Here is a 24,131-nt window from a genome sequence, read left to right on the forward strand (position 1 = left end):
AGCACTCAGCACTCAGCACTCAGCACTCAGCACTCAGCACTCAGCACTCAGCACTAACTACTCCTTACTGCTTTGGAGTTACTTTGTCAATCACTGTTAGTTTGCCATCGTCTTGTACTGTCCAAACATCGTAGACACCGATGACATCGCCGTTAGCGTCAACATCTACATTACCGCTAGCACCTTGATAGTTAATGTCTTGACCTTCTTTGAGTAACTTCAACCCTTCACAAACATCACTGACTTCTACACCAGGTGCATTAGATACTTCCTTAATTTTATTCGCCACACCAACACCTGTGTTATCTTTAGCTGCTTGTGCTGCCAATACTAACAAGGCTGCTGCATCCCAAGCTTGGGGAGCAAATTCCCCAGGAGAAGCATTCTTTTTAGATTGCCAGAGTTTTGTCAAAGCTTCTAACGCCTTACCATCAGAACCAGGTACAGTGCCAATAACTCCAGAAACAATGTACTTACCATCACTGGCTTTACCAACTTGAGCCGGGAATTCATCTGATTTCATGCCATCTGTAAGCATGACTTGTACGCCTTGGGTGAGACCTTGCTGATAAGCGGATTTTAATAATAAGCTACCTGTTTCTACATAAAAAACACCCAATACAGCATCTGGTTTCCCCGCAAAAGCCGCAGTTGCTTCGGTTTGAAAGGTAGTAGCTTTCGGGTCGTAGCGGACAGGATTATTTTTGTTAACTACTGTCCCGCCCAATTTTTCAAAGGCTTGGACAAATGCTTTTTCAAAACCAACTCCGTAGTCGTTGTTAATGACAACTGTAGAAACTCGCTTATAGCCTTTTTTAATAGCTAGTTCGGCTAAGGCTGGCCCTTGGTAGCTATCGGGGGGAACTGTCCGCGCCCAAAAGCCTTGAAAATCACCTTTCTGTGCTTTTTCCGTAAACACAGGGCTGGTGCTACCAGGTGAAATCAGCATGACTTTATTTTGCGCTGCGATTGACACCGCCGCCGTGGAAACACTGCTAGCAAATGAACCCACTACACCAGCAACTTTATCTACGGTTGCTAGTTTAGTCATACCAGCTGCACCGACTTTGGGGTCTGTTTGGTCGTCTACCTCAATCAGAGTCACTGGTTGACCATTGACACCTCCACAGGCGTTAACTGTTTCAACTAATAAGGGAACAGCCGGGGCCATTTGCTGACCGATGGATGCTAAATCACCTGTCGTTGGTAGTAAAGAGCCAATTTTTAATCCTGTACCACTGCTAGTTGTAGTGTTGGCTGCTGGGCTAGCTGTGGTGTTGCTAGCTGTGCCATCAGTAGTATTAGTGGTTGTACAAGCTGCCATCAAAAACCCAGTGGCTAGGGTAGTTAAGCTTAGGGCGAGGGCAGCACTAAGTTTTGTCATAATCACTTTCACTCCTCAATTCTAAGGGAGCTTGAAAGCAGGATTCAAACTAGATTTTTCAACTAGCTCTATCTGGTCAAGTCTCCAAAGGTTAAATGATAACATCTACCCTTGGATGTAGAGCAACACATCAAACTCTGTGTTGTTATGATGTGGGAAAACGGAGAGGGAGGGATTCGAACCCTCGGTACGGAGTTGCCTGCCGTACAACAGATTAGCAATCTGCCGCTTTCGACCACTCAGCCACCTCTCCACGGTCACGAATATCAATGTTAGCGGATGTTTAGTGATAAGTCAAGTCGCTGCGCTCCAATTAAAAATTAAAAATGAAAAATTGAAGACTTAGGAGTGGGGGCTTGTACCCATACTGAGTAATGAGTAATGAGTAATGAGTATATTACTCAGTAATCTTCTTTGTACTTGATTCATTATTGAGTGCTGAGTAAACTAAAAATCACTCAGAACTCAGAACTCTCTACTCAGCACTCAGCACTCAGCACTCTTCATAACACTTGCGATCGCATCCAAGCTATGGGTAGGGTGCGAAACTTTTGCCATTGGGGGACGTAGGCACGCTGATTAAAGACGTTGTAATCTTGGCGTTCGATCACGTCCAATATTTGCCCGTACAGCATGGATGCTGCCCACACAGGCCAGCGTGCGTCTGGGGCTAAATGAGTGATGCCTTGTTCCGCCTTGGTGTAGAACTGCCGCGCCCGCTCAATTTGAAAGCGCATTAACGCCCGCCAACGGTCATCGACTACACCGTTGAAGAACTCTTGTTCGGTGTAATTGAATTGTGCTAAGTCTTCTAGGGGAATGTATATCCGCCCTCTCTTAGCATCTTCGCCAACATCCCGGAGAATGTTAGTGAGTTGAAGAGCAATACCATTAGCGATCGCTTCTTCTGTGGGAATATATGGTTGTTTACGCTGATGCCACGGGGCTGTATTGCCGGTGGTGTCTATTTCCATGACAGATGTTGACATCAAGCCGACTGTACCAGCGACGCGGTAACAGTAGAGGTATAATTCCTCAAAGGTTTCATAGCGACTACGGTATAAGTCCATACGCTGCCCAGCAATCATATCCCGAAAGGGCTGGATGTCGAGGGCAAAGCGTTGCAGGGTATCTACCAAAGCTACATCATAGTTTTCTACGGGATGACCCGCAAAAATTGACTCTAGATGCTGCTCCCATAGGTCTAGGGTTTCTGGTGTGGTAATGGCAGCACTAGGACCATCTACTAGTTCATCGGTACGGCGACACCAAGCATAAATTGCCCAGATAGCTTGACGTTTTGCCGGACTCATTAACAAAGTACCCAAGTAGAAGGTTTTGGCATACTTGGCTGTGAGTTGCCGACAAATTTTGTAGGACTCATCTACAGAGACCAGCGTTTTCATGCGCGGGGGGGAATCAGGCAGTTGCAGCATTCGTTGCAGGCGGTCGGGTTAGCGTTTGCAGGTTAGAGGCATTGGCCACTGGCAGTGATTCGCAGATCGCCTGCGCTGTTAGCTTACCAGAAAGTACAGCTCCTTCCATACTGCCTAAGTAGCGTTGCATGGTGTAACTCCCAGATAGCAAGAAATTGGCAATGGGAGTTTTTTGGGAGGGACGGTACTGTTGGCGACCGGGGGTCGCTTTGTAAACTGAACGCGGCGTTTTCACTACATGAGATTTCAGCAGTTTGGCTGGGTTTTCTCCCCCAAAATGATCGGGGAAAAGTTTTTCTAATTCTGCAAGAGTGGCAGTGACAATTTCCTCGTCAGATTTACTAATCCAATCTTTTGCCGGTGCTAGAACTAATTCCAGCATTGAGCGGTCGGGATTAGCGTATTCACGACAAGTATTGCTCATATCAGCATAAACGCTGAGGAGGGGCGATCGCGAAAATAATAGGTGATCAATTTCTGTTAATTTGCGATCAAACCATAAGTGCAGGTTAATAACTGGCACTCCTTCCAATCCTTCTAGCTTCTGGAAAAACTCTATTTGCTGCCAAGGCTTGGGTAATATCGCTTTGATCACGTCTACTGAGGTGGCACAAACATAAAAGTCGGCGGTTTCAATATAATCATCTGCACCGTTTAATCCCCTAACAAGAAAGTGCTTGATGCTACCATCATCATTGAGGACAATTTCTTTGATGGGTGCATTCAGCCGCACTTCGCCGCCACCTGCGGTGATGTGTTCTACAATCGGACTGCATAGCCGTTCTGTAGGCGAACCATCCAAAAAGGCTATTTTCGAGCCATATCGTTCTTGCAGAAAGCGATTGAGTGCAGTTAAGAGGATTGTTGCCGAAACTTCGTCGGGATTGATAAAGGTCAGTGCTTTACACGCAGCGATAAACACATCACTTGTAACGCGCTCGTCAACACCTTGTTTTTCCAACCACTCTAAGAAGCTGTACTTGTCCATGTCCTCAACATACTTCTGACCTCTCACCACTGCTGGAGTTAGGCCGATAGCGAAGCGAATCTTCTGCTCCCAAGTCAACATATCTTGGTTACGAAGAATCGACGCAATCACGTTGAAAGGGGAGGGGATATCGGGAACATCAAACCGTGATAGTGTTCCAGGCTTGTCTGGTTGGTTAAAAATCAGTGTATGCTCTTTCCACTGGAGTCGGTCTTCAATACCTAACTCTTTGAGCAATTGGAGCATATTGGGATATGCACCGAAGAAGGCGTGTAATCCAGTTTCATACCAGTCGCCGTCAGAGTCTTTCCACGCCGCCACAAGACCACCCAATACGTCTCGGCTTTCCAAGACTATGGGAGTGTGACCTGCGTCTGTGAGATATTTCGCGCAGGAGAGTCCTGCTAAACCAGCACCCGCGATCGCTACTCGCATTTAAACCTACTATTTTTCAATATTTCTTAATCGTTTTGCCGTTCTCATTATACGTTGCAATCTGTTACATTTGGCATTGCTACTAATTTGCAATTAGTAATTCCCATCTGTCAGTTGATGTCAATAGCCAAGACTGAAGGTGTAGGATAGGGCTGAAATTCTTGAAGTTAAAAATATTTCAGCAATCCTAGGTAAATTATTATGCCAGCATCACAACAAATAGAAAGCTTTGGTCATCACCTCATTCTGGGTATTTCTGGTACTACCTTAAGTGATGAGGATAAACGCGCTCTGAGTGAATTGAAACCTGTAGGGGTAATATTTTTCGGCAAAAATTTTCTGGATGGTGTCCCCTATGAGGTGTGGCTGCAAAGTTTTCGAGATTTGCACGACCAAATCAGAGAATATGCTGGACGTGAGTCGATGTTTTTTACATTAGACCATGAAGGCGGGCGAGTCGTGCGGACACCCTTACCAATTACGAGGTTTCCCCATGCTGTGTTGTTGCGATCGCACGCACAGGAAGTAGCCAAAGCCACGGGTAGAGAATTAAAATCACTGGGAATTAATTTATCTTGGGCCCCAGTAGCAGATATTTATTCCAATCCCCAAAATCCTATTATTGGATTTCGCGCTTTTGATAGCACCCCTGAAACTACTGCTGAAGCGGTCTGTGAATATTACCAGGGACTCAAAGCATCGGGAATTGTCGGATCTGCCAAGCATTTCCCCGGACATGGAGATACTAGTAAAGACTCTCATGTGGAATTACCAATCCTCAACCTCACTCTCGAAGATTTACGAATCCGAGAATTAATCCCATTTAAAGCTTTGATTGAGGCAAAAATTCCCATCATGATGACAGCTCATATTCTCTTTCCCAAAATAGATCCCCATTGGCCGGCGACGCTCTCACCAGCTATTCTCAAAACCATCCTGCGGGAAGAATTGGGATTTGGGGGTGTGGTTGTATCTGATGACTTAGATATGAAAGCTGTCTCCGATATGTTCACTCAAAAGGGAACAGTGGCGCGTGCATTTAATGCAGGGTGTGATTTGTTTATCGTGTCGCGCAATATTCATTCATCATCAATGGAACGGACTTATAAAATAGCTGAAGATTTTGCTGATGCTTTAAGTCAGGGTAACTTGGCTGCATCTGTAGTTGAAGCGGCTAGAGACAGAATTGAAAAATTATTAGCAATTACACCACAATATTCTCTAGAAAGTTTAGATAAAGATACATTATTACAACACGCCGAATTAGCGATCGCTTGTACTTTTGATTGATATAAAAATACAGTTCAGCAAGGATAAATCAGGTTCTGCAAATCATTACAAAACTCTATTTTCCGCTTATCTGAACTGTATTTAACTAAAATCTGAATTGATTCTTGATGGTCTCCAAGATGCTAAATCTCAAAGATGAAAAATCTGTACTAGTCTTCCCACCCTAAATATTGAGCCATCAAAGCTTCTTTGTCTGTTATTTCATTATCCCCAGGGGGATTGAGATAAGCAATGCCCAAGGCTTGTAGATACTTTTGCTGATTAAAACTAACTTGCTGACCTTGCTGATTTTGCTGATTTTGTTCAGCTTGACCACCATTCATCTTAGCCGATTCCTGAGCAGTCATTTCAGTCAATAAATCCTGAATGTTGGAATTTTTGATTTGTATCATTAGTCTTCACTCCTCAAGTAAACAATATTGCCTGAGAAAAAATTTTCCCAAGTTTGCATTAGTTGAAAACAAATTAATGCAGACTCAACTATGCGCTTACTGGAATAGTAGAGTTGATATTTTCTTGTTACCTCCGAATCACAAAAACTTTTTGTGGTACTAATTGATATATTTCGAGTTATTGACAATTAAGTTATGTTTCCATGACAATATTAGCGTGGTTATAATGTCTTCAGAAAACTGATCTTCTCATTTTTGTCAATAAGCTAAGTAGAACACGGTAAATAATTAAAGGTTTGTAGTAAGAACTTTAGTTCTTAGAAAAGGACTAAAGTCCTTACTACGAACTCAATCCTAGTTTTTTACATTACTTAACATAGTTTGTTTTTTTTCAAGTTGTTCTACTTAGAGGTTTAAAAAATATTGAAAAGTATTGTAAATAAAGTAGTAAGAATATTGTCTAGCAACGGGTTTAAAGTTTAAGTTGAGCCAGAAACAATTTTTAGATAAGTAATAAAAACATTAAAAGATGTTATTTAATTTACCACGCACTCATTTTTGCAATATTTTGTAATATTAATTTCGCTAAAAATAAAAATTAATGCTCAAGTGTTCCCTTCGCTTATTGCTTCACTACTTGAAGTATCGGACAGTTCCCCTGGGTTAGTTCATTGCAGTTTCAGCAACGCCAATTTTTCTATCGTGATGAACGAAATATGACGCGTCCGGGAATTTCTTCGTTGTTAATTCTGGCATAGACTCGCAGACAAGTTAAAACTTCGCCGGGGACTCCGCCGCAGTCTAGTTGTAAGTCATCTTTGGTTAATGCACAAATGTCAGCATAAATACCTGTTAGTTGACGGATTCGCACTTCGTAACCTGCATTAGTTGCGATCGCCACAACTTTCTTTAAAGCGCGTCTTGATTCTTGTTGCAGTTTACCCCACCAAGAATAACGTTCGGCTGGGGGGACAAAGATTAAGGAGTGGATGGCTTCATCCATGTCAATCCAGGCGCGTAGCATTAACAAGGGATCGGTAGTTTCTTCGGCTTTTTTGGTGCGATGGAAGCGATCGCCTAAAGCTTCAAGATATTGTATTTTTTGTTCTGGCTGGGAGTGCAGAGGAATCACATCAAAGCTAAATACACTCTTTAAGGCATGATGTAACTCTGGTTCAATTTCAATAAATTTAATGAATAAAACTAGGAAACTCGCCAGTAAAGTTAATTCCTCAGAAGCGTATTCTGGGATAATTCTAGTCTGCTCAAGTGCTTTTTGAGACAAGCACAATCCTGGGGAAATCACAGTACCACTGAGTCCGGGGTAGATGATTTCGTCTCTAATGAAGGGTAAATGATAGAGTTGAGAACTATCTGCGATACCTCCGGTAAACTGCGCTAACGCACCCACTTCTTGCGCTAAGTCTAAAGCACGTTGTCGCCAAAACTCCGCCAAATCTTCGGGAACTCGCAACAGTTTGCGGTGAATTTCGTTCCATAAGTCGGAATCTGTTTGGCTGTATAGGGGTGCGTCTCCTAGATATAAACCGAGTTCTGAGTCAGATTCAAATGCGGCGCGGAGATAATCCAGCTTTGATTCTGTTGGGGTGGGTGCGTTAGTGTAGCTTACCGGAGGTATCGCCGCTTCCTTTACTTGTAGCAGATTCTGAATTTCTTGCAGCACCTCATCGCACACCTTAGCACCAGGGTCATGGGGATGTTCTGCTTGCGCTTGTTTTAGCGAAGCTTCTAGTCCATGCAGACTATACCGCAGTAACTGGGCTAATTCTGAGTTTTCTATTCCTAATAATTTGTTGAGATGCTGCATAAGTATTACCTTTTTTTATCCCACGCAGAGCCGCCAAGAAACCCTTTGCGCCTTTGCGCCTTTGCGCGAAATAATTCCTAATGTATACCGCAAAAGGGATCGCGTTCTTTATCAACCTCATTAGGTTGTAAGTCCAGTTCAGCAATATAAACACATCCTTCGTGTGTGAGACATTCTAAATTGGGTGATGTCCAGTAGGGTACGTCACCAGCATGAATACGCAAAATACCTCGATTATCAATAGTTACACGATATTGACAAGGGTAATCTGTGTTGACATCGGGTTTACGCAGTGCGCCGATGCGTATCCATTTTTTGGTATTGGTTTGAACATCGGTTTGGTACATATAAAAAGTGTGCTGGCTAGCGTGGGGGAAGGGAGGTAGGGGGTTACTGATTAAACCGTTTCCTGGTGGGGATGTACCATCGCGCAGATAATGGAATTGTTGCAGGGGTTTATTACCGTCTTTGTCTACTTCAAACACCAAATGATAAGCCTCTGGTTGATCTACGGTGGCTGATTCGATAACGTTGACGGCGATATCACCATCGCTTAAGTCTTTATCAGGACGTTCCACGGCGATGTTCCATTTCAATTTACCGTCAGCAAATAATGATGTTTCTGACAACTGTGATAATGCTGCGCCGATGTCAATTCCGGGAACGTCTATTAAATAGTGGGGATTTCCTTGACACAGTAGGATGTTAAATTGCAGGGTTTGGTCAATCTCAAACTGGACTTTGATTTTTCTGAGAAATTCCGCTTCTTCCATCCCCAGTTGTCCCATGAGGTTTTTACCGTCGAAGCTACCCCACAGGCGTAAATCTCCGGCTTCGTAGTCTTGGCGATAAATGATGTTGGTTAACTGTGTCCCTACCCAATTTGTGCGAACTTTGGCGACGTTTTCCGAAGGTGAGAGTTGATAGAGTTCTTGTCCAGCTTTGAAGACTGTGAGGAGGTCGTTACTTTGGGTTTTGCGTTTGAAGTTGCAAGGTAGATAATAAAATAGGTTTTTAACGTCTATTTCTAGCTGGTTCGCGCCTTTACGTAGCAATCCTTTCGATTCTTCGGGGTCGAATCTCAGTCTTCGCAGTTTCTCGGCGTAACAAGCACCGGCGGAGGTGGCTAGTTTGGTGTACTCCAAGACAAAGGTAATCCGTTCGGGATTCCAAACAAAATAGGGTGATTTGCTAAATTCTTGGTAAATTTGGCGTTGTACTAGGTCAAGATTGCAGGTTTTACCGGAGAGGATTAACCAGTCAACTTTATGGGTGTTCCAGGGATCTATATTGTTGTCGTCGGGACGTAATCGGCTTTCCATTAAGCCTTTTGCAATTCCGATCGCTTCTTTGATGGCTGAGGCGGCGGCGCGTTCAAATTGCTGGCTGTCTAAGGTGACGCAAATATTTTCTGAGTCTTTTACCTGGAATTTAATCGCGCTTTGGGTAAGGAGTTCGGCAATTTGCTGTTCGGAAATTGTAAAGGTTAATAGGGAATTCTCAATGGCTGGTTTCTGCCCCAGTTTGAGTTTAGCAGTTTCCGCATGATCCCAGAGGGTGTAAAAACTTTGCAGGCGTTGGGGTGCTTGTTGCCAACGGGTAGGGATAACTTTTTCGGCGGTATCTAAAGCATCTTTATAGGCTGCGTCACCTTCGGGGTTTTCCTTATCGACACATTTTAATAAACTTCCGCTTTTAAATTTACCTTGTTCTAAAAAGCGTTCATTTAATTCGGCGGTGATTAAATCTTCTAGTTTGTCGCTTTCGATGTCGCCTCTGGTGACTGCTGTTAATAAAAAATCAGCGATCGCAATTTTCAATAATCTAAACACTCTGAGTGTAATTAACTCACCACCTAACTGTAAATGTCCAGAAGAACCCAACAATTTCGGAGTCAGTTTATAATAACGTCCCCCTAAACCTCGGTCTTCATTATTGGCAAAGTAGGGGGTTTTATCTTCTAAGGTGAGTTCAATTAATGCTAAGTCTGTTGTTCCGCCACCGACATCTAAAACTAGAACATTTTGTGACCATTTATTATTTTCTTGGCGACAACGGGTTTTAAAAGATTCAATCCCTATGTTGAGATTCCCGCCAAACTCTCGCCATAAAAAGAAGATAGCTACAGATACAGCTTCATCATAGGCGGTTTGAACATCATCAATCCCCAACTGTTCGACTAATTCTTTAACTTCCTTCCTGACGACCGGGGGTGCAACGGTGGGGTAGGTAACAACTGCTGTTAAAAATTCCCCTTCTGAAAATCTGCGTCTGGCGCGTTGACGATAATCTTCAGTTAATTCGATTAAATGCGCCCATGCTGCTTGGATGAGTTGGTTAACATTAATAATATCTTCTTCTCCATCCAACATCACGGAAAAATTCCGATCCTGTCCAAAATAACGTTTGGGGGAATGGTGAAATCTGCTGATAATTTCTTTTAAAGAACTGCTTGTTCCCTGTGCGATCGCCTTTTTTCGATTATCCCTAGCTTCTCTCCCCATCCGCAGTTTTAAATTTTCTAGACTGGAAACTTCTAACTCACTGGGTATCTCTGTATCTCGGCGGTCAATATCTAAAACTACTGGGATTAAATTCTGTGATTCTAAAGTCGGGACGCGGAAGACTTCATGATATATCTGATAAAGTTTTTTGCTGACAGCGTGGCGAAATCTATCGCTGTTACCTAAACATAATTCAATTTGCCGAATTGCTTCTAAAAATCTACCTTTATTATCACTACTAAAAACTTCACTTAAATTGCTAGGTTCGATTTCGAGATTTTTACTAATATCAACAATAAATTTTTCCCATTCACTCTCATTCACCTCTGGTAAAGCAATGGAAGCCGGAGAACTCAACCATTGTGACAGGCGATCGCGTAATCTGATTTCCTGTTCTTTCGGTAAAACTTCCGCAATGGGGACTTCAATAGGGTCAAAAAGTGTCACAGTAGAATTCGATGTACCGAAATCTAATGCTAACCATCCGGGAAAGCGTTTTTTGGGTTTAACGTTGGTAGGTTTTTCGCTATATATTGGACTAGGGAATTCAAACGGATTTGACCCCAGATTATTTGGTGTTTTTTGTTCCATAGGTAGTGACCACAGATGACAATAAGCTGCTACTTTTTGCCGTACAGATAACAGTGGATTTCCTGAATTATCAGAATCAAAATATTCCACCATTACCCGTAAATGACAATTGATTTCTTTAGTAAGAGGTTGATCTAATTTACAAGGATACTGTTCTAATTGACCAATTTGGGAGATTTTGGGAATATCAGAATCAAACTTTTTATACGCCTGTTGAATTTTAGTTGCTAATTCGCCTGGTATGCCTTTAACTGTGCAGTTGATTCGGGAAATATGAGGTACGTTGTTTCCAGAACCAAGTAATTGAATACTTGGTAATTCTAAATACTTCTTATGATTAACCCGCACTTGAAAGCGAGGCACAAGTTGAATCTCTACAGGCATTTTTTATCTTCCTTAAAAGGCGGAATTCATTAAGCAGTAAATTTATGACTTATTACTGATTACTGATTAGCTGTTAGGGAATCAGAAATGTTGGCGATTTCTGTGAGATTCTGTAGCCAAGTAGGTACTGCTACACCTGATTGGGTGTCACCAGCCGCGATAAATCTCAGCAAGCCATCTTTTTTGGAGAGGTTTTGCAAAGTGGGAATAATTTGATCCAAAATCCCCTCTAATTCAGAGTTGACTTGTTGATTAACTTCGCTGACATATTGTACAAGATGTAAGCTAGCACTCGCGGTAATTTCATCACGCAATCGTAAGACAAATAACTGGTGATTCGCTGCTCTAGGTAGACCTTGATTTTTTTCTGGCGACCAATCAAAGATTTGACCAATATTATGTTTTTCATCCTGACGCGCCAGAGGAAACATAACTTCAGGAACGAGCGATTTATCTTGTTGATTAATCTCTTCTAAAATTACATCTTGCCATTTATTGGGGTCGCATCCTAATAGTAGTTGGTAAAACAAATCAGCTTCTTCCGGTCCGAATTTCGCTTCAATCTCTTGTTCTATTTCTGGTGTCAAAATTGCCAAGAGGCGATCGCGCTCTGGGGCAATTTGGTGAGATAATTTACTGAGTAAGTCTACTACAGCCTGACGGATGCGATCGCGGGCAAATTCTTCTACTTCTTGCACAGTCTTAGCAAAGGCTGGATAAAAGTCATCGCTTTTGGTCGGGATGCTGTTATTAGTTCTGTTCCCTCGGTCAAATAATTTACCGGCTGCACCCTTAGATTCTGTCAGCGTAATTGTGCCATTGTTGACTTTGTTAAATAATAAAGTCCACTGACTCCAACTAATAACTTGAAAAGTCAGTTCGTCTTTGACTACATCACTAACCACTGTTCCCCGGCGGTCTTTGAGTGGTTGTGTACCTAAATCTTTCTGGAAATTACGATAGGTTTTATCTAAACTTTCAATCGCATTCCTGAAGTCAACTAAAGCCTGAGAGTCACCAGCAGGAATACCTTGGGCGTGAATTTCGGCAATAATACCTTTGAGGTTTTCTTGTTGTAATTGTAAATTCTCAGCCGCGCGACGGGTATCTTCATACAGTTGCTTGAGTCCATGATTCGCAACGTGATTTTGAATTAATTCTCGCAGCTTGGCGACACCCCCATCTTGAGCAAAGTAACCCAGTTTGCGCCCTAAATGGTGACGTGCATCTGATTCTAACAAGCGATCGCTCAACCTGCGCCATTTTTGTTGCAGTCGCTTCGACCTCTCCAAATACTCTGGATAATCTAAGTTCGCCAAAAACTCCGTTGAACCTGCTTTCACACTACTAGAACGCTTGGCTAATTCCGCTAGTCCCAGTAGGGGGGATAGCAAAACGATGCGGTCTTTATTAATGGTGAATGCACTCGCACCGTCAATGGTAGTTTGCAGAACCTTAAGTTTTTGCAGAACCATATCGGCTGTGAGGTTGGGGGTTTGGCTGTCGTTAATTAGGGAGTCTAATTCCCGTTCACCGCCTTCACTTTCTAAAGGTAACTGGTCAAAACGTCCCACCCCCACCAGAATTAAATCCTTGAGGTCTTGTCCAGGACGCTGCTGTTGCATCATCGTGAAAATTTTATTGGCGCGATCGCTCCCCGGCGATTTACCATTCAGGAGTACCAAAATTGTCTGCACTTCCGCCAATTCTCGCAGCGATAAAAAGGTATCCCTCGCGCCAGAATTCGCCGCACCTAAACCCGGAAAATCTAACAGAATAAATTTATCAGCACCTGTAACATCCCAAATTTCTTGGGAAATTCTCACTTCAATATCAATACGCCGAATTAACGGAAAGCTATTTTGTAATAACTTGGTGGGTAAGTTTTGGGGTGGACTCGGTAAACGAATATGCGCTGGCGGTAACTCTTCAAAGCTAAGAGTTTGGATAGCCATTGGCTGTTCCGCCAACTGTAACCCATCACGCGCCGTAGCTGCATCAATTTCGTAGCATTTACCACACAACGCCTCATAGGAACTGTAGGCGCGGAGAAAAACCACCAACTCCCGCACCAGATAACGTAATTCCAAGTTATTGCTGCTATTCCAAGCTTCTTCACACCAGCTAAGAATGTCTTTCCCAGAGTTGAGTTTAGCCGATGGTATGGGGGGAAGTCCGGCTGCTGTTGTACGGCGGTTAGCTTCCCCTAGCATAAAGCGCAAGCACTCATTCACCCCTTCCCGACTCAAATACTCCACAGTAAAGTTACCCACCTGTGTCGTTGAGAAGCCCGCTTGGGGGATGATATGAATAGCGGTGACGTTACCTGTAGTGGGATTTTCACTAATGGGTAAAGCATCGCCATAGCCAATTAAGCTGCCTAAAAGTAAAGTTTTGCCACTACTAAATTCTCCCATCACGCCAATTTTCACAGGCGAAGTAGCAAGACCTATAGTTTTCTCCGCAGCTTCTCGGAGACGCAAAATACATTCATCTAAGCTAGTAGGAATCCAATCTTCTTGTTTAGAAGGATTTTGAGGAACAGAATTAATTTTTTCAAGTATAATTTCGCTGTACTCTTTAAAACATCCTATTTTTTCTAGTTCCATAGAGTAGCCTACCAATAATATAATTTTCTGTGAGTTTTATAACACAAAAAAGGCCTGTAACTTTTATATTTACAACTTGTTTAGGCTATCTTTCGGAAGATTTTGCGATAATTTACTCTTTTAAAGACTTGAGTTTTTATCAGCTTACATCAGGGTGAAAAGGTGATAATTCTGGATAATTAACAAATATGAGTTTTTACTATCAAGATGCACTACTAACTATAGCAACCCTAAATCTAGATAAATTAGCAAATTTTTATACTAATTTATTGACACAAAAACCAATCAGTTTTATACCAAATGTATATGCTGAATTCCAACTTACTGGTATAAGAGTAGGGATTTTTCAGCCCAAAAAAACACACGAGTCGGAATTTCAACACTCAGCTACAAGTAAAATGAGTATGTGTTTAGAGGTAAATAACTTAGAAGACGCGATCGCCCACCTCACAGATTTAGGTTATCCCCCACCAGGAGAAATTGCGATCGCCTCCCACGGTAGAGAAATTTACGCCTATGACCCCGATGGTAATCGTCTGATTTTGCATCAAAGCCATAAGGGATAATAATTCGTAATTCGTAATTCGTAATTCGTAATTCGTAATGACGCTCTCTACGTTCGCGGAGCGTGTCGTAGACAGACGCTGCGCGAACGAAGACTCGCTAACGCTACGCTAAGGTAATTCATAATTGCTATGGGCTTAACAGATAACTATAAATTAAATCTGATCCAGTGGTATCCGGGTCATATTGCCAAGGCGGAAAGGAATCTCAAAGAACACCTATCGCGGGTAGATGTGGTCTTTGAAGTAAGAGACGCGCGGATTCCTTTGGCGACACACCACCCCCAAATAGATGAGTGGGTGGGAAACAAGGCGCGAGTTTTGGTATTGAATCGTTTGGATATGATACCGCCCCAAGTGCGATCGCTGTGGATAAATTACTTTAAAAATCGGGGAGAAGAACCTTATTGTACCAATGCTCAACACGGTCAAGGTGTTACCGGAGTCGCTAAAGCTGCCCAAGCAGCCGGAGTAGAACTCAATCAAAGAAGACGCGATCGGGGAATGTTACCTCGTCCTGTGCGCGCTGTGGTAATTGGTTTTCCTAATGTTGGTAAGTCAGCTTTAATCAACCGTTTATTAGGAAAGCGCGTTGTCGAAAGCGCGGCTCGTCCTGGGGTGACACGTCAACTGCGCTGGGTGCGAATTTCCGATCAGTTGGAATTGTTAGATGCACCCGGAGTCATCCCCCTGAAGATGGGTAATCAAGAAGCAGCCATAAAACTGGCAATTTGTGATGATATTGGTCAAGCCGCTTACGATAATCAACTAGTAGCGGCTGCATTCATAGATTTACTGAATTCTTTAGAAGAGCAAGCTGGTGAGTTATTACCCAGATCACCCTTATATTCACGTTATGAACTCGACCCCATACCCCACACAGGAGAAGCATACTTACACGCGTTAGCCGCATATCGTCATAAAGGTGATGTAGAACGAACTGCTAGGGAACTTTTAACAGATTATCGCAAGGGTTTACTCGGAACGCTCCCTTTGGAATTACCACCTAACATCTAGACGGTTAGTTTTTCAGTTTTATTTGAGAGGCTCTTGCTTTTAATAGCAGCATTGTTCCTGCTGTAAATGTTATTCCCAATAACAAGTTTTTAATACTGAAATTCTTACCGCTTTCACTGACTAAAACACCTTCTAGGATTAAAGAAGGTATTAATATTCCACTGTAAACAATTTTAGAAAAGATGAATCTTCTTTTCGCTAGGAGAGTGAGGATAGTTAAGCCTATCCCTAGGGGTATAAAAGTTAGTGCATAGTAGAAAACTCTTTGTTGTTTGGGAATTAATTCTAGTAAGTTAAAAGAGGAAGCATTTTGTAGATTATCTACATAAACTTGAATAGTTCCTCTAGCATAAGTAATAACTAGATGATGTGGTCTAGTATCCACAAAAACATTAGATATATTCAATTTAAGCTCTGACCCATTTTCCCCAGTAATGGGTGTTCTGATACGGAAATCTAGACTATTACCCTCTTGTCCCACTGTTAAATTACGGTGAAAAGAATTATCAGAAATAGAAATAATTCGTGCCGGACCATCCTGTTCTGTATGCGCCGCCGCCACAATAGCACTAATAGTAACCTCTGATGTTTGACTGATTTTTTGGCTCAATTTTGTAACTGGGGCAGATGTTTTTAGCCAATGGTTCTCACTCAAGAATACACCTTGACTTTCATCTTGATTTATCGAGTTGCCTTGCCAGATTAATTTGGGTAGTTGTCCCGTCTTGTCTTGATAGCAACATTTCCCAGTGAATTGATAGTGAGCTAATAAGGAATCACCAATATGATCAAAATAGCTGGGGTTTCTTAAAACCTGTCCTATTTGATTCCTGGATAGAGCTTGATCAGCAATATGAATTTCAGATATATATCCTTGCCACGGTTTATCACCAGTTCTTTCATTACCAATTACTAGCGGATAATTAACATCCCAATTACTTAACTTAGTTGTGCTTTGCCATAATAATGAAATCAACAAAGTTACAAAGAGATATCCTATAAAAAATCCTAATATTTGCTTATTAGATTGACTAATTCGACTGTTTTTTATTTTTTCCACAGTCATATTAAAACTTTTTTTATTCCCCAAGTAAAAGCAAATAAAACCAAAAAATCCCCCTAGGGTATTATTGAGCAAATCCGCAGGTGTCGGCATTCTAGAAGGTAAAAATATTTGTAATACCTCCACTGTCAACGACAAACTAAAGCTTCCTAATATCACGAATAGAACTTGTAATAGACTTTTCATCTTCAGGTTTTGTAAGAGCCTGGCTAAACTAAAACCTAAAGGCATAAATAACAAAATGTTATTTACCTGATCTTGAAAAGGGCTAAAGTTATTAAAACTGAGAATAAGTTCAGTTAACGAAAAATTATCTACACCTGAAAAATCAAATGGATAAAGTGTAGCTAGCAATACAGCTAAAACGCTAATACTGCAAACTAGCCAATTATATTGTTGTAAATATTTCGGTTTATTATTCATATTTAAATATCTATTGACCAGTAAGCTAAGTGTAAATTAATGCTTGGCTATTAATTATCAAATAATTGGCATATAAATGCTTGATGGAGATGCAGAATAGATGATGCTTTTCTAATATTATTCACCCATTTATATTTCGCCTTAATTATATATATTTTTTTTGTAAAGATATTACAAAGAAAGTGTAAATACAAGTTAATTTTGGCAAATAATGAAGGTTCAGTTGAGTTAGTGGGAAAGATTGTGTAAGTCAATACAAAACCCCGGTTTCTCGAACAATCGAGGTTATTATCCAAACAATCCTGAAGCAAATAGATTTGTATGTAATATTTAATACCAAGACTTGTCGATCGCCATGAACAATGCCATAAAGAAATGGTAAAGGGTTCATAAATATCCTGCAAACCAGATATGTTTGCGCTCCCAGCCCCCAAAATAGACAAATCACACTCATGACTGAACTGACTTTACTCTTAAAACAGGGAGATACGGAAACAACTGTCACTGTGAATCAAGATATATTCACAATAGGTCGGTTGCCGGAATGTAACTTATATCTACCTTTTGGGGGAGTTTCCCGCAAGCACGCCCAACTCGTAAAAAAGGCTGAGGGTACATGGACAGTTGAGGATTTAGGTAGTAAGAACGGTACACAAGTTAATCAAACAGTTGTCAGTCAAGCCCAAAAGTTACATCACGGTGATGTAATTTGGCTAGGTAATGTGAATTTAGTGGTATTGTTTCACACGCCTCTTCCACCACCGCCACTTAAACAACTAACTATTTCAGATAGTTCTGAGCCAAGAACGATTTTTCGTAACGTCAAACAACTACAACAACAATGGATAGAAGCTAATGGTAATGATGGTGATATTAGCGACAAAAATAAAACCATTGCCCGTCTTAAAGACTTAGTAGATATAGCTAAAAACCTTTGTGCAGCAGCATCTATAGAAGAAATTTTCTCTCAAGTGCAACAAGTTGTATTTCGCTATCTTAGTAGTATTGACCGATTGGCTTTATTAATTGATGTCAATGGTTGCGGTAATTTAGAGTTAGTTAATGCTGGTACTAGAAACCAAACTCAGCAAAAATATCTCTTAGCTGATGCTAGTTGGATTAGTCGGAGTATCTGCCAAAAAGTCTTTGAAGAAAAAGTAGTAATTCAAACTGCTGATACCCAAAAAGATGAAAGGTTTTCTGGTGAACATAGCATTTTACTCAAAGGAATTCGTAGTGCTATGGCCGTCCCTTTATGGGATGAAAATAAAGTAGTGGGTGTACTTTATGCTGATGCTCATTTGTCTTCTTATCATTGGGAAAAAGATGGTGAAGAAGAACTCAGCTTTTTTTCGGCTTTAGCCAATCTTGTAGCATCGAGTGTACAACGTTGGTTACTTGTAGAAAAACTGAAAACAGAAGAAGTAATTCGCCATCGCTTAGAACGCTATCACTCACCTGCGGTTGTGCAACATTTGATTTCTGTGGGTGGTTTACCAGATGGTCGTTTATCACCTGCGGAAAGTGAAATTAGTATTTTATTCGCAGATTTAGTTGGTTTTACAGCTATTTCTGAGAAGTTAACACCAACTGCGATCGCACAATTATTAAATAAGTTATTTGAAGAAATGCTACAAGAAGTATTCGCTTGTGGCGGCACTTTAGATAAATACATCGGTGATTGTATCATGGCATTTTTTGGCGCACCCGAACCGCAAGCCGATCACGCTGATCGCGCTACAGCCACCGCTAAAGGTATGCTAACTCGCCTAGAACATCTCAATGCCAACGGTTTCTGGCATGAACCTTTACAATTACGCATTGCGATTAACAGTGGTAAAGCCGTTGTCGGCGATGTCGGTAGTTCCCAAAGGGTAGAGTATACAGCATTAGGTGCTACTATTAACCTAGCCGCGAGAATGGAAGCAGTTTGTCCTCCTAGTGAATGTGTTATTAGTGAAGCTACCTATCAATTACTTTCACAACCAGAAGACTTTCAAGAAATGGGAGATCATCGATTTAAAGGTATTGATAGACTAGTCAAAGTTTATCAAACAAAATTGCATCATTTAACAACAATTATTCATCCATAGTCATTAGTGAGTATTCATATATTTTGCACTTAGGTATTGAAATTACGAATTACAAATTAACATGAAGAGGGAGTCATTAATAGAGTCTTTAGTTAATCTTTTGCTCCCTTTAGCATTAATTTTTGGATTAGTTCTACTTTTAGGTATTAACGTCGGACAAATTGAGGCAACACAAGCAGCTAGAGAACCTTTAGAGTCATGGTTAAAGCTCATTGTTGGCTACTTAGCAGCAACAGCAGAAATTGCCGCAGCCGTAGTAATTGGACTGGCAGTGATTCGTGGAATTGCTCTTTATTTTCGGCAAATATTTTCTCGTCATAGACAACATATTGATTCTACTGAAGTAGTAAGGTTGCAACTAGGAAGGGCATTGGCATTAGGATTAGAATTTACTGTTGCTAGTGATATTTTGCAAACAGCAGTTGCACCTACACGCCAAGATATTCTCAATTTGGGGGCGATTGTGCTTTTAAGAACACTATTGAACTACTTCCTGGAACGGGAGATTAAGCAAGTTGAACAAGCTCGTTTTACACGTAGAGAAAATCTTCATAATTCATCTTTAGAAGAAATAGATCAATCTGATCATTAAACCGTGACTCACCCTCAAGATACAGATGAATGTGTTCTTGTATTCTATTAAGCAGCATTAATACTTATTTTTGAGTATAAATTAGTTCAAGTTTAATTGCGAGATTTTAAGTTGGAGAGACTAAGCCTTTGCCAAAAGACTAAAATTTGGATGGTGGCTTCCTCAAGAGATGTGTGTAACACTAAGAAGCTACCTCAAGCTATTTTAAAACGGGAGGTCAGGCAATGGCGATCGCCACTATCAATCCCGCTACTGGGGAAACGCTCAAAACCTTTGAGCCACTCAACGATGCAGAAATTGCCACTAAATTAGATTTGGCACAACAGGCTTTTATACAGTACCGTCAGACGAGTTTTACACAGCGATCGCAGTGGTTAAATGCAGCTGCGTCAATTCTAGAGCAAGACAAGGCTGATTTTGCTAAAATCATGACTCTAGAAATGGGCAAGCCTTACAAAGCTGCGATCGCAGAAGTCGAAAAATGCGCTTTAGTTTGCCGTTACTACGCTGAAAATGCTGCCGATTTTATGGCTGATGTCTCGGTAAAAACTGATGCTAGCCATAGTTTTGTCCGCTACCAACCATTGGGTATAATTCTCGCCGTCATGCCGTGGAATTTCCCCTTCTGGCAGGTGTTCAGGTTTGCCGCACCGACACTGATGGCGGGTAATGTCGGCTTACTCAAACACGCTTCTAATGTGCCACAGTGCGCTTTAGCTATTGCAGATATCATTCAACGGGCGGGTTTCCCTGAAGGTGCATTTCAGACTTTATTAATCGGTGCAGCTAAAGTTGCTGATTTAATGGCAGATGACCGAGTAAAAGCCGCTACCTTAACCGGAAGCGAACCAGCCGGTGCATCCCTAGCGGCGGTGGCGGGAAAACAGATTAAAAAAACCGTCTTGGAATTGGGGGGAAGTGACCCATTTATTGTCTTAGAAAGTGCTGATTTAGAAACAGCAGTAACCGCCGCGACAACCGCACGGATGTTAAATAATGGTCAATCTTGTATTGCAGCCAAACGCTTTATTGTCGCCGAGGCGATCGCAGATAAATTTGAGAAACTGCTATTAGAAAAATTCACGGCGTTGAAAGTTGGTGATCCCATGCTTCCCGACACCGACTTAGGCCCTTTAGCAACACCTGATCTTCTCCAAGATTTACACCAACAAGTGCAAGTTGCTGTCAAAAGTGGGGGAAAAGTCTTAACAGGTGGGTATCCTTTAGCAGATATTCCTGGCAACTTTTATCCACCAACAATTATCATAGATATCCCTGTTGACTCACAAATTGCCCAAGAAGAATTTTTTGGGCCAGTAGCCTTATTATTCCGTGTGCCAGATATAGATACTGCGATTAAACTAGCAAATGCTACACCCTTTGGTTTAGGTGCAAGTGCTTGGACAACCAACGATCAAGAACGCGATCGCTTAATTACAGAAATTGAAGCAGGCGCAGTATTTATTAACAGCTTAGTTAAATCCGACCCCCGACTACCATTTGGTGGCATTAAGCGTTCCGGGTATGGACGAGAACTAAGTATTCAAGGCATACACGAGTTCGTGAATGTTAAAACAGTTTGGGTTAAATAGGGATTAGGTATTAGGTACTGGGGATTACGTATTACTTTTTCTTCCCAATCCCCAGCTTTTCAATGAGTGGATTTTAGATTATTTAATCCAAAATCCAAAATCCAAAATCTAAAATCTAAAATTCCCAGTCCCCAACCACATGAGGAATGTAAAATGAATACGGCAGAACTATTAGTACAGTGTTTGGAAAATGAAGGGGTACAGTATGTTTTTGGACTCCCTGGCGAAGAGAATTTACACGTTTTAGAAGCACTTAAACATTCATCTATTAAATTTATTACAACCCGTCATGAACAGGGTGCAGCCTTCATGGCCGATGTCTACGGACGACTGACAGGAAAAGCAGGTGTGTGTCTTTCTACACTTGGGCCTGGGGCAACAAATTTAATGACTGGTGTAGCAGATGCAAATCTAGATGGTGCGCCGTTGGTTGCCATTACTGGACAGGTGGGAACAGATAGAATGCACATTGAATCCCACCAATACTTAGATTTAGTGGCTATGTTTGCCCCTGTAACTAAGTGGAATAAACAGATAGTCAGACCGAGTATTACACCAGAAGTTGTGCGGAAAGCCTTCAAGCGATCGCAAACCGAAAAACCCGGTGCAGTGCATATAGATTTACCAGAAAATATTGCCGCCATGCCCGTAGAGGGCAAACCATTGCGTAAAGATAATATCGAAAAAACCTACGCTTCTTTTGCTAGTATTCGGGCAGCCGCAGCCGCAATTTCTCAGGCAGTTAATCCCCTAATCTTAGTAGGAAATGGAGCAATTCGCGCTCAAGCTAGTGATGCTGTCACGCAATTTGCCACCCAGATGAATATCCCTGTTGCTAATACCTTCATGGGTAAAGGTGTGATTCCCTATACTCATCCTTTGGCCTTATGGTCAGTAGGATTACAACAAAGAGATTTTATTACCTGCGGTTTTGATAACACCGATTTAGTCATTGCGATCGGCTATGATTTAATTGAATTTTCACCCAAAAAATGGAATCCAGAAGGAAATATTCCCATCATCCATATTGGAGCAAGTTCTGCCGAAATTGATAGCAGTTATATTCCCAATGTAGAAATAATCGGGGATATTTCTGATTCCCTAGCTGAGATTTTAAAAGTAGCAGATCGACAAGGAAAACCCAAACCCTACGCCATTAGTTTACGGGAAGAAATTCGGGCTGATTACGAACAATATGCCAACGATGAAGGGTATCCGATTAAACCGCAAAAATTAATTTATGACTTGCGGCAAGTCATGGGGCCAGATGATATTGTAATTTCTGATGTGGGCGCACATAAAATGTGGATTGCTCGCCATTATCATTGTCATAGTCCAAATACTTGCCTGATTTCCAATGGTTTTGCTGCAATGGGGATAGCAATTCCTGGTGCTTTAGCGGCAAAACTGGTGCATCCTAACCGCAAAGTTGTAGCCGCAACCGGCGACGGTGGCTTTATGATGAATTGCCAAGAATTAGAAACAGCATTGCGTGTTGGTACACCATTTGTCACCTTAATTTTTAATGATGGCGGCTACGGTTTAATTGAGTGGAAACAAGAGAATCAATTTGGTAAAGGACAATCATCTTTTGTCCATTTTGGCAACCCAGATTTTGTCAAATTAGCTGAAAGTATGGGCTTAAAAGGTTATCGAGTTGAATCAGCTTTAGATTTAATTCCTATACTCAAAGAAGCCTTAGCCCAAGATGTCCCGGCTGTGATTGATTGCCCTGTAGACTACAGAGAAAACCGCCGCTTTAGCCAAAAAGCCGGTGAGTTAAGTTGTGAATTGTAAATAATTAAATGTTCGTAGTAAGGACTTTAGTTCTTTCTTGAGAGCTAAATTCTTTGCTATGAACTAAATTAATCTAAATTTCCGGGAAGCAATTCCATCACACAGTTTGTAATAGCGATCGCACCCCAGCCATGCCGACAGCATATAATGCGTTAGCGTAGCTTACCGTAAATATCGCCTATCGCCAAAAATGTATGAAGTTACACAAATATGATTATTTTTACACAAGTTGATATTCAGCTATAAATCATTAATTGATACCAAACCACCGTCTGTAAACTGGATAGTTAGTTCAGACCCATCCAATAAAGCAGTTCCCAATAAAGGCCGCCTTCCTGTAGCTAAAACATTAACTACTCTTTCCTCTCCATTCCAAACTATGACAGCTTGATGTAATGCTACGACGAGGGTACTATTGTCAGCCAGATTTATATAAACATCATATAGGAACGGTAAATCTAATACAGCTACTGCTGCTGGTGGAAGACAAAGGTAATCTGTAAAACCTGTGTCGATCTGAAACTCAATAGAAAAATCTGGTTGATTGGGCAACCGAAATGTAATATTAACAGTTGCCCGTCCGTTTTTCACAATACCAGAAATCACCGATAGTCACGCTCCATGTCACCATTGAAAGAAGCCGCAACTTTATAACCAATGCGAATACCAAACAGTCTAGCTAATGGGTTCTTTTTGCGTAAATAATGCGCCGATTCTATCCCTGTTTTATCAACTGCATATTCACCAGTTTCTATATCAATAATCACCATCTTACCGATGTTTTCTTCTGTTTCTACTTGCTGACGGATATTATTGTCATATAATTCTCTGGCACGTTTGCCGACTTCTTCGCTGCTTAAAAGTATAGTTTGCATGATTTTTACTATGTTGGGTTATTTTTGAGGATTTTAGTATTGCTAAAATCCTCATTTGTTTTACTGTAAACAAACTATTTAATTTGGAAATATTACTCTTACTATAAAATATTTATCCTGTAAAAATCGATAATTTCTAACAAAAATTATGGATTTCATGATTGACAAGTATAAATTTATACATTATTGTTTAGATATGATAAAGGCGATCGCCCAATCCGGTCAAGAAGAAAGCGATCGCCTTTATCTAGCCCCTCTAACAAGGAGATAATTAC

18 protein-coding genes and 1 tRNA gene are annotated in these 24,131 nt (G+C 41.3%); 8 read left to right on the forward strand and 11 right to left on the reverse strand.

Annotation, left to right across the window (positions count from 1 at the left end; genetic code table 11):
• Positions 1-64: 64 nt before the first annotated feature.
• The 4 genes from ACM0OR_RS22055 to pds form a co-directional block, all read right to left on the reverse strand.
• On the reverse strand, positions 65-1,384 hold the full coding sequence (locus tag ACM0OR_RS22055) for an ABC transporter substrate-binding protein (RefSeq protein ID WP_414578762.1): 1,320 nt from the start codon (positions 1,382-1,384) through the stop codon (positions 65-67).
• Between the two features lie 161 nt (positions 1,385-1,545).
• A tRNA-Ser gene (locus tag ACM0OR_RS22060) sits at positions 1,546-1,637 on the reverse strand.
• A 250-nt stretch (positions 1,638-1,887) separates the two neighbouring features.
• Complete coding sequence (crtB, locus tag ACM0OR_RS22065; RefSeq protein ID WP_414578763.1) at positions 1,888-2,820, reverse strand: 15-cis-phytoene synthase CrtB; 933 nt, start codon at positions 2,818-2,820, stop codon at positions 1,888-1,890.
• The gene (gene pds / locus ACM0OR_RS22070) at positions 2,804-4,243 is read right to left on the reverse strand and encodes a 15-cis-phytoene desaturase (RefSeq protein ID WP_414578764.1); all 1,440 of its coding nucleotides are present in this window, start codon (positions 4,241-4,243) and stop codon (positions 2,804-2,806) included. The genes crtB and pds overlap by 17 nt, the downstream gene beginning before the upstream one ends.
• 201 nt (positions 4,244-4,444) lie before the next feature.
• On the opposite strand from pds, the gene ACM0OR_RS22075 reads away from it, so the two are divergent.
• On the forward strand, positions 4,445-5,533 hold the full coding sequence (locus tag ACM0OR_RS22075; protein WP_414578765.1) for a glycoside hydrolase family 3 N-terminal domain-containing protein: 1,089 nt from the start codon (positions 4,445-4,447) through the stop codon (positions 5,531-5,533).
• A 149-nt stretch (positions 5,534-5,682) separates the two neighbouring features.
• On the opposite strand, the gene ACM0OR_RS22080 is transcribed toward ACM0OR_RS22075, so the two are convergent.
• The 4 genes from ACM0OR_RS22080 to ACM0OR_RS22095 all read right to left on the reverse strand — a co-directional run bounded on the left by ACM0OR_RS22080 (position 5,683) and on the right by ACM0OR_RS22095 (position 13,841).
• Positions 5,683-5,925 carry a hypothetical protein gene (locus tag ACM0OR_RS22080; protein WP_414578766.1) on the reverse strand — a complete coding sequence of 81 codons (243 nt, stop codon included), beginning with the start codon at positions 5,923-5,925 and terminating at the stop codon, positions 5,683-5,685.
• Between the two features lie 697 nt (positions 5,926-6,622).
• Positions 6,623-7,753, reverse strand: coding sequence for a hypothetical protein (locus ACM0OR_RS22085; RefSeq protein ID WP_414578767.1), 1,131 nt, complete (start codon positions 7,751-7,753; stop codon positions 6,623-6,625).
• 77 nt (positions 7,754-7,830) lie between these two features.
• The gene (locus ACM0OR_RS22090; RefSeq protein ID WP_414578768.1) at positions 7,831-11,232 is read right to left on the reverse strand and encodes a molecular chaperone; all 3,402 of its coding nucleotides are present in this window, start codon (positions 11,230-11,232) and stop codon (positions 7,831-7,833) included.
• Between the two features lie 59 nt (positions 11,233-11,291).
• Complete coding sequence (locus ACM0OR_RS22095) at positions 11,292-13,841, reverse strand: proteasome protein (protein WP_414578769.1); 2,550 nt, start codon at positions 13,839-13,841, stop codon at positions 11,292-11,294.
• A gap of 188 nt (positions 13,842-14,029) precedes the next feature.
• Here ACM0OR_RS22095 and ACM0OR_RS22100 point away from each other — a divergent pair, with 188 nt between their 5' ends.
• Positions 14,030-14,407, forward strand: a complete 378-nt coding sequence (locus ACM0OR_RS22100; protein WP_414578770.1) for a VOC family protein — start codon at positions 14,030-14,032, stop codon at positions 14,405-14,407.
• A gap of 129 nt (positions 14,408-14,536) precedes the next feature.
• Positions 14,537-15,421: a ribosome biogenesis GTPase YlqF gene (gene ylqF, locus ACM0OR_RS22105; RefSeq protein ID WP_414578771.1), complete on the forward strand. Its 885-nt coding sequence runs from the start codon at positions 14,537-14,539 to the stop codon at positions 15,419-15,421.
• A gap of 4 nt (positions 15,422-15,425) precedes the next feature.
• Here ylqF and ACM0OR_RS22110 read toward each other — a convergent pair whose 3' ends face one another.
• On the reverse strand, positions 15,426-16,907 hold the full coding sequence (locus ACM0OR_RS22110) for a VanZ family protein (RefSeq protein WP_414578772.1): 1,482 nt from the start codon (positions 16,905-16,907) through the stop codon (positions 15,426-15,428).
• Positions 16,908-17,359: 452 nt separating this feature from the next.
• On the opposite strand from ACM0OR_RS22110, the gene ACM0OR_RS22115 reads away from it, so the two are divergent.
• The 4 genes from ACM0OR_RS22115 (at position 17,360) to ACM0OR_RS22130 (ending at position 22,981) form a co-directional block, all read left to right on the forward strand.
• Positions 17,360-19,000 (forward strand): adenylate/guanylate cyclase domain-containing protein, encoded by a 1,641-nt coding sequence (locus ACM0OR_RS22115; protein WP_414578773.1) that lies wholly within the window; start codon positions 17,360-17,362, stop codon positions 18,998-19,000.
• A 61-nt stretch (positions 19,001-19,061) separates the two neighbouring features.
• Positions 19,062-19,592, forward strand: coding sequence for a DUF1622 domain-containing protein (locus ACM0OR_RS22120; protein ID WP_414578774.1), 531 nt, complete (start codon positions 19,062-19,064; stop codon positions 19,590-19,592).
• Between the two features lie 224 nt (positions 19,593-19,816).
• Complete coding sequence (locus ACM0OR_RS22125; protein ID WP_414578775.1) at positions 19,817-21,184, forward strand: NAD-dependent succinate-semialdehyde dehydrogenase; 1,368 nt, start codon at positions 19,817-19,819, stop codon at positions 21,182-21,184.
• Between the two features lie 153 nt (positions 21,185-21,337).
• On the forward strand, positions 21,338-22,981 hold the full coding sequence (locus tag ACM0OR_RS22130) for an acetolactate synthase large subunit (protein WP_414578776.1): 1,644 nt from the start codon (positions 21,338-21,340) through the stop codon (positions 22,979-22,981).
• Positions 22,982-23,221: 240 nt separating this feature from the next.
• Here ACM0OR_RS22130 and ACM0OR_RS22135 read toward each other — a convergent pair whose 3' ends face one another.
• Together ACM0OR_RS22135 and ACM0OR_RS22140 are read right to left on the reverse strand one after the other, a co-directional pair.
• A complete protein-coding gene (locus ACM0OR_RS22135) occupies positions 23,222-23,587 on the reverse strand; it encodes a clan AA aspartic protease (RefSeq protein ID WP_323265044.1) in 366 nt (121 codons plus the stop codon).
• A complete protein-coding gene (locus tag ACM0OR_RS22140) occupies positions 23,584-23,856 on the reverse strand; it encodes a hypothetical protein (protein ID WP_414578777.1) in 273 nt (90 codons plus the stop codon). Before ACM0OR_RS22140 ends, ACM0OR_RS22135 begins: the two co-directional genes overlap by 4 nt.
• A 148-nt stretch (positions 23,857-24,004) precedes the next feature.
• On the opposite strand from ACM0OR_RS22140, the gene ACM0OR_RS22145 reads away from it, so the two are divergent.
• Entirely contained in the window at positions 24,005-24,127 is a 123-nt protein-coding gene (locus ACM0OR_RS22145; RefSeq protein ID WP_414578778.1) for a hypothetical protein, read from the forward strand.
• The last annotated feature ends 4 nt before the right edge of the window (positions 24,128-24,131 follow it).

It is taken from the genome of Anabaena sp. CCY 9402-a, from assembly GCF_963920945.1.
GTDB lineage: Bacteria > Cyanobacteriota > Cyanobacteriia > Cyanobacteriales > Nostocaceae > Trichormus > Trichormus minutissimus.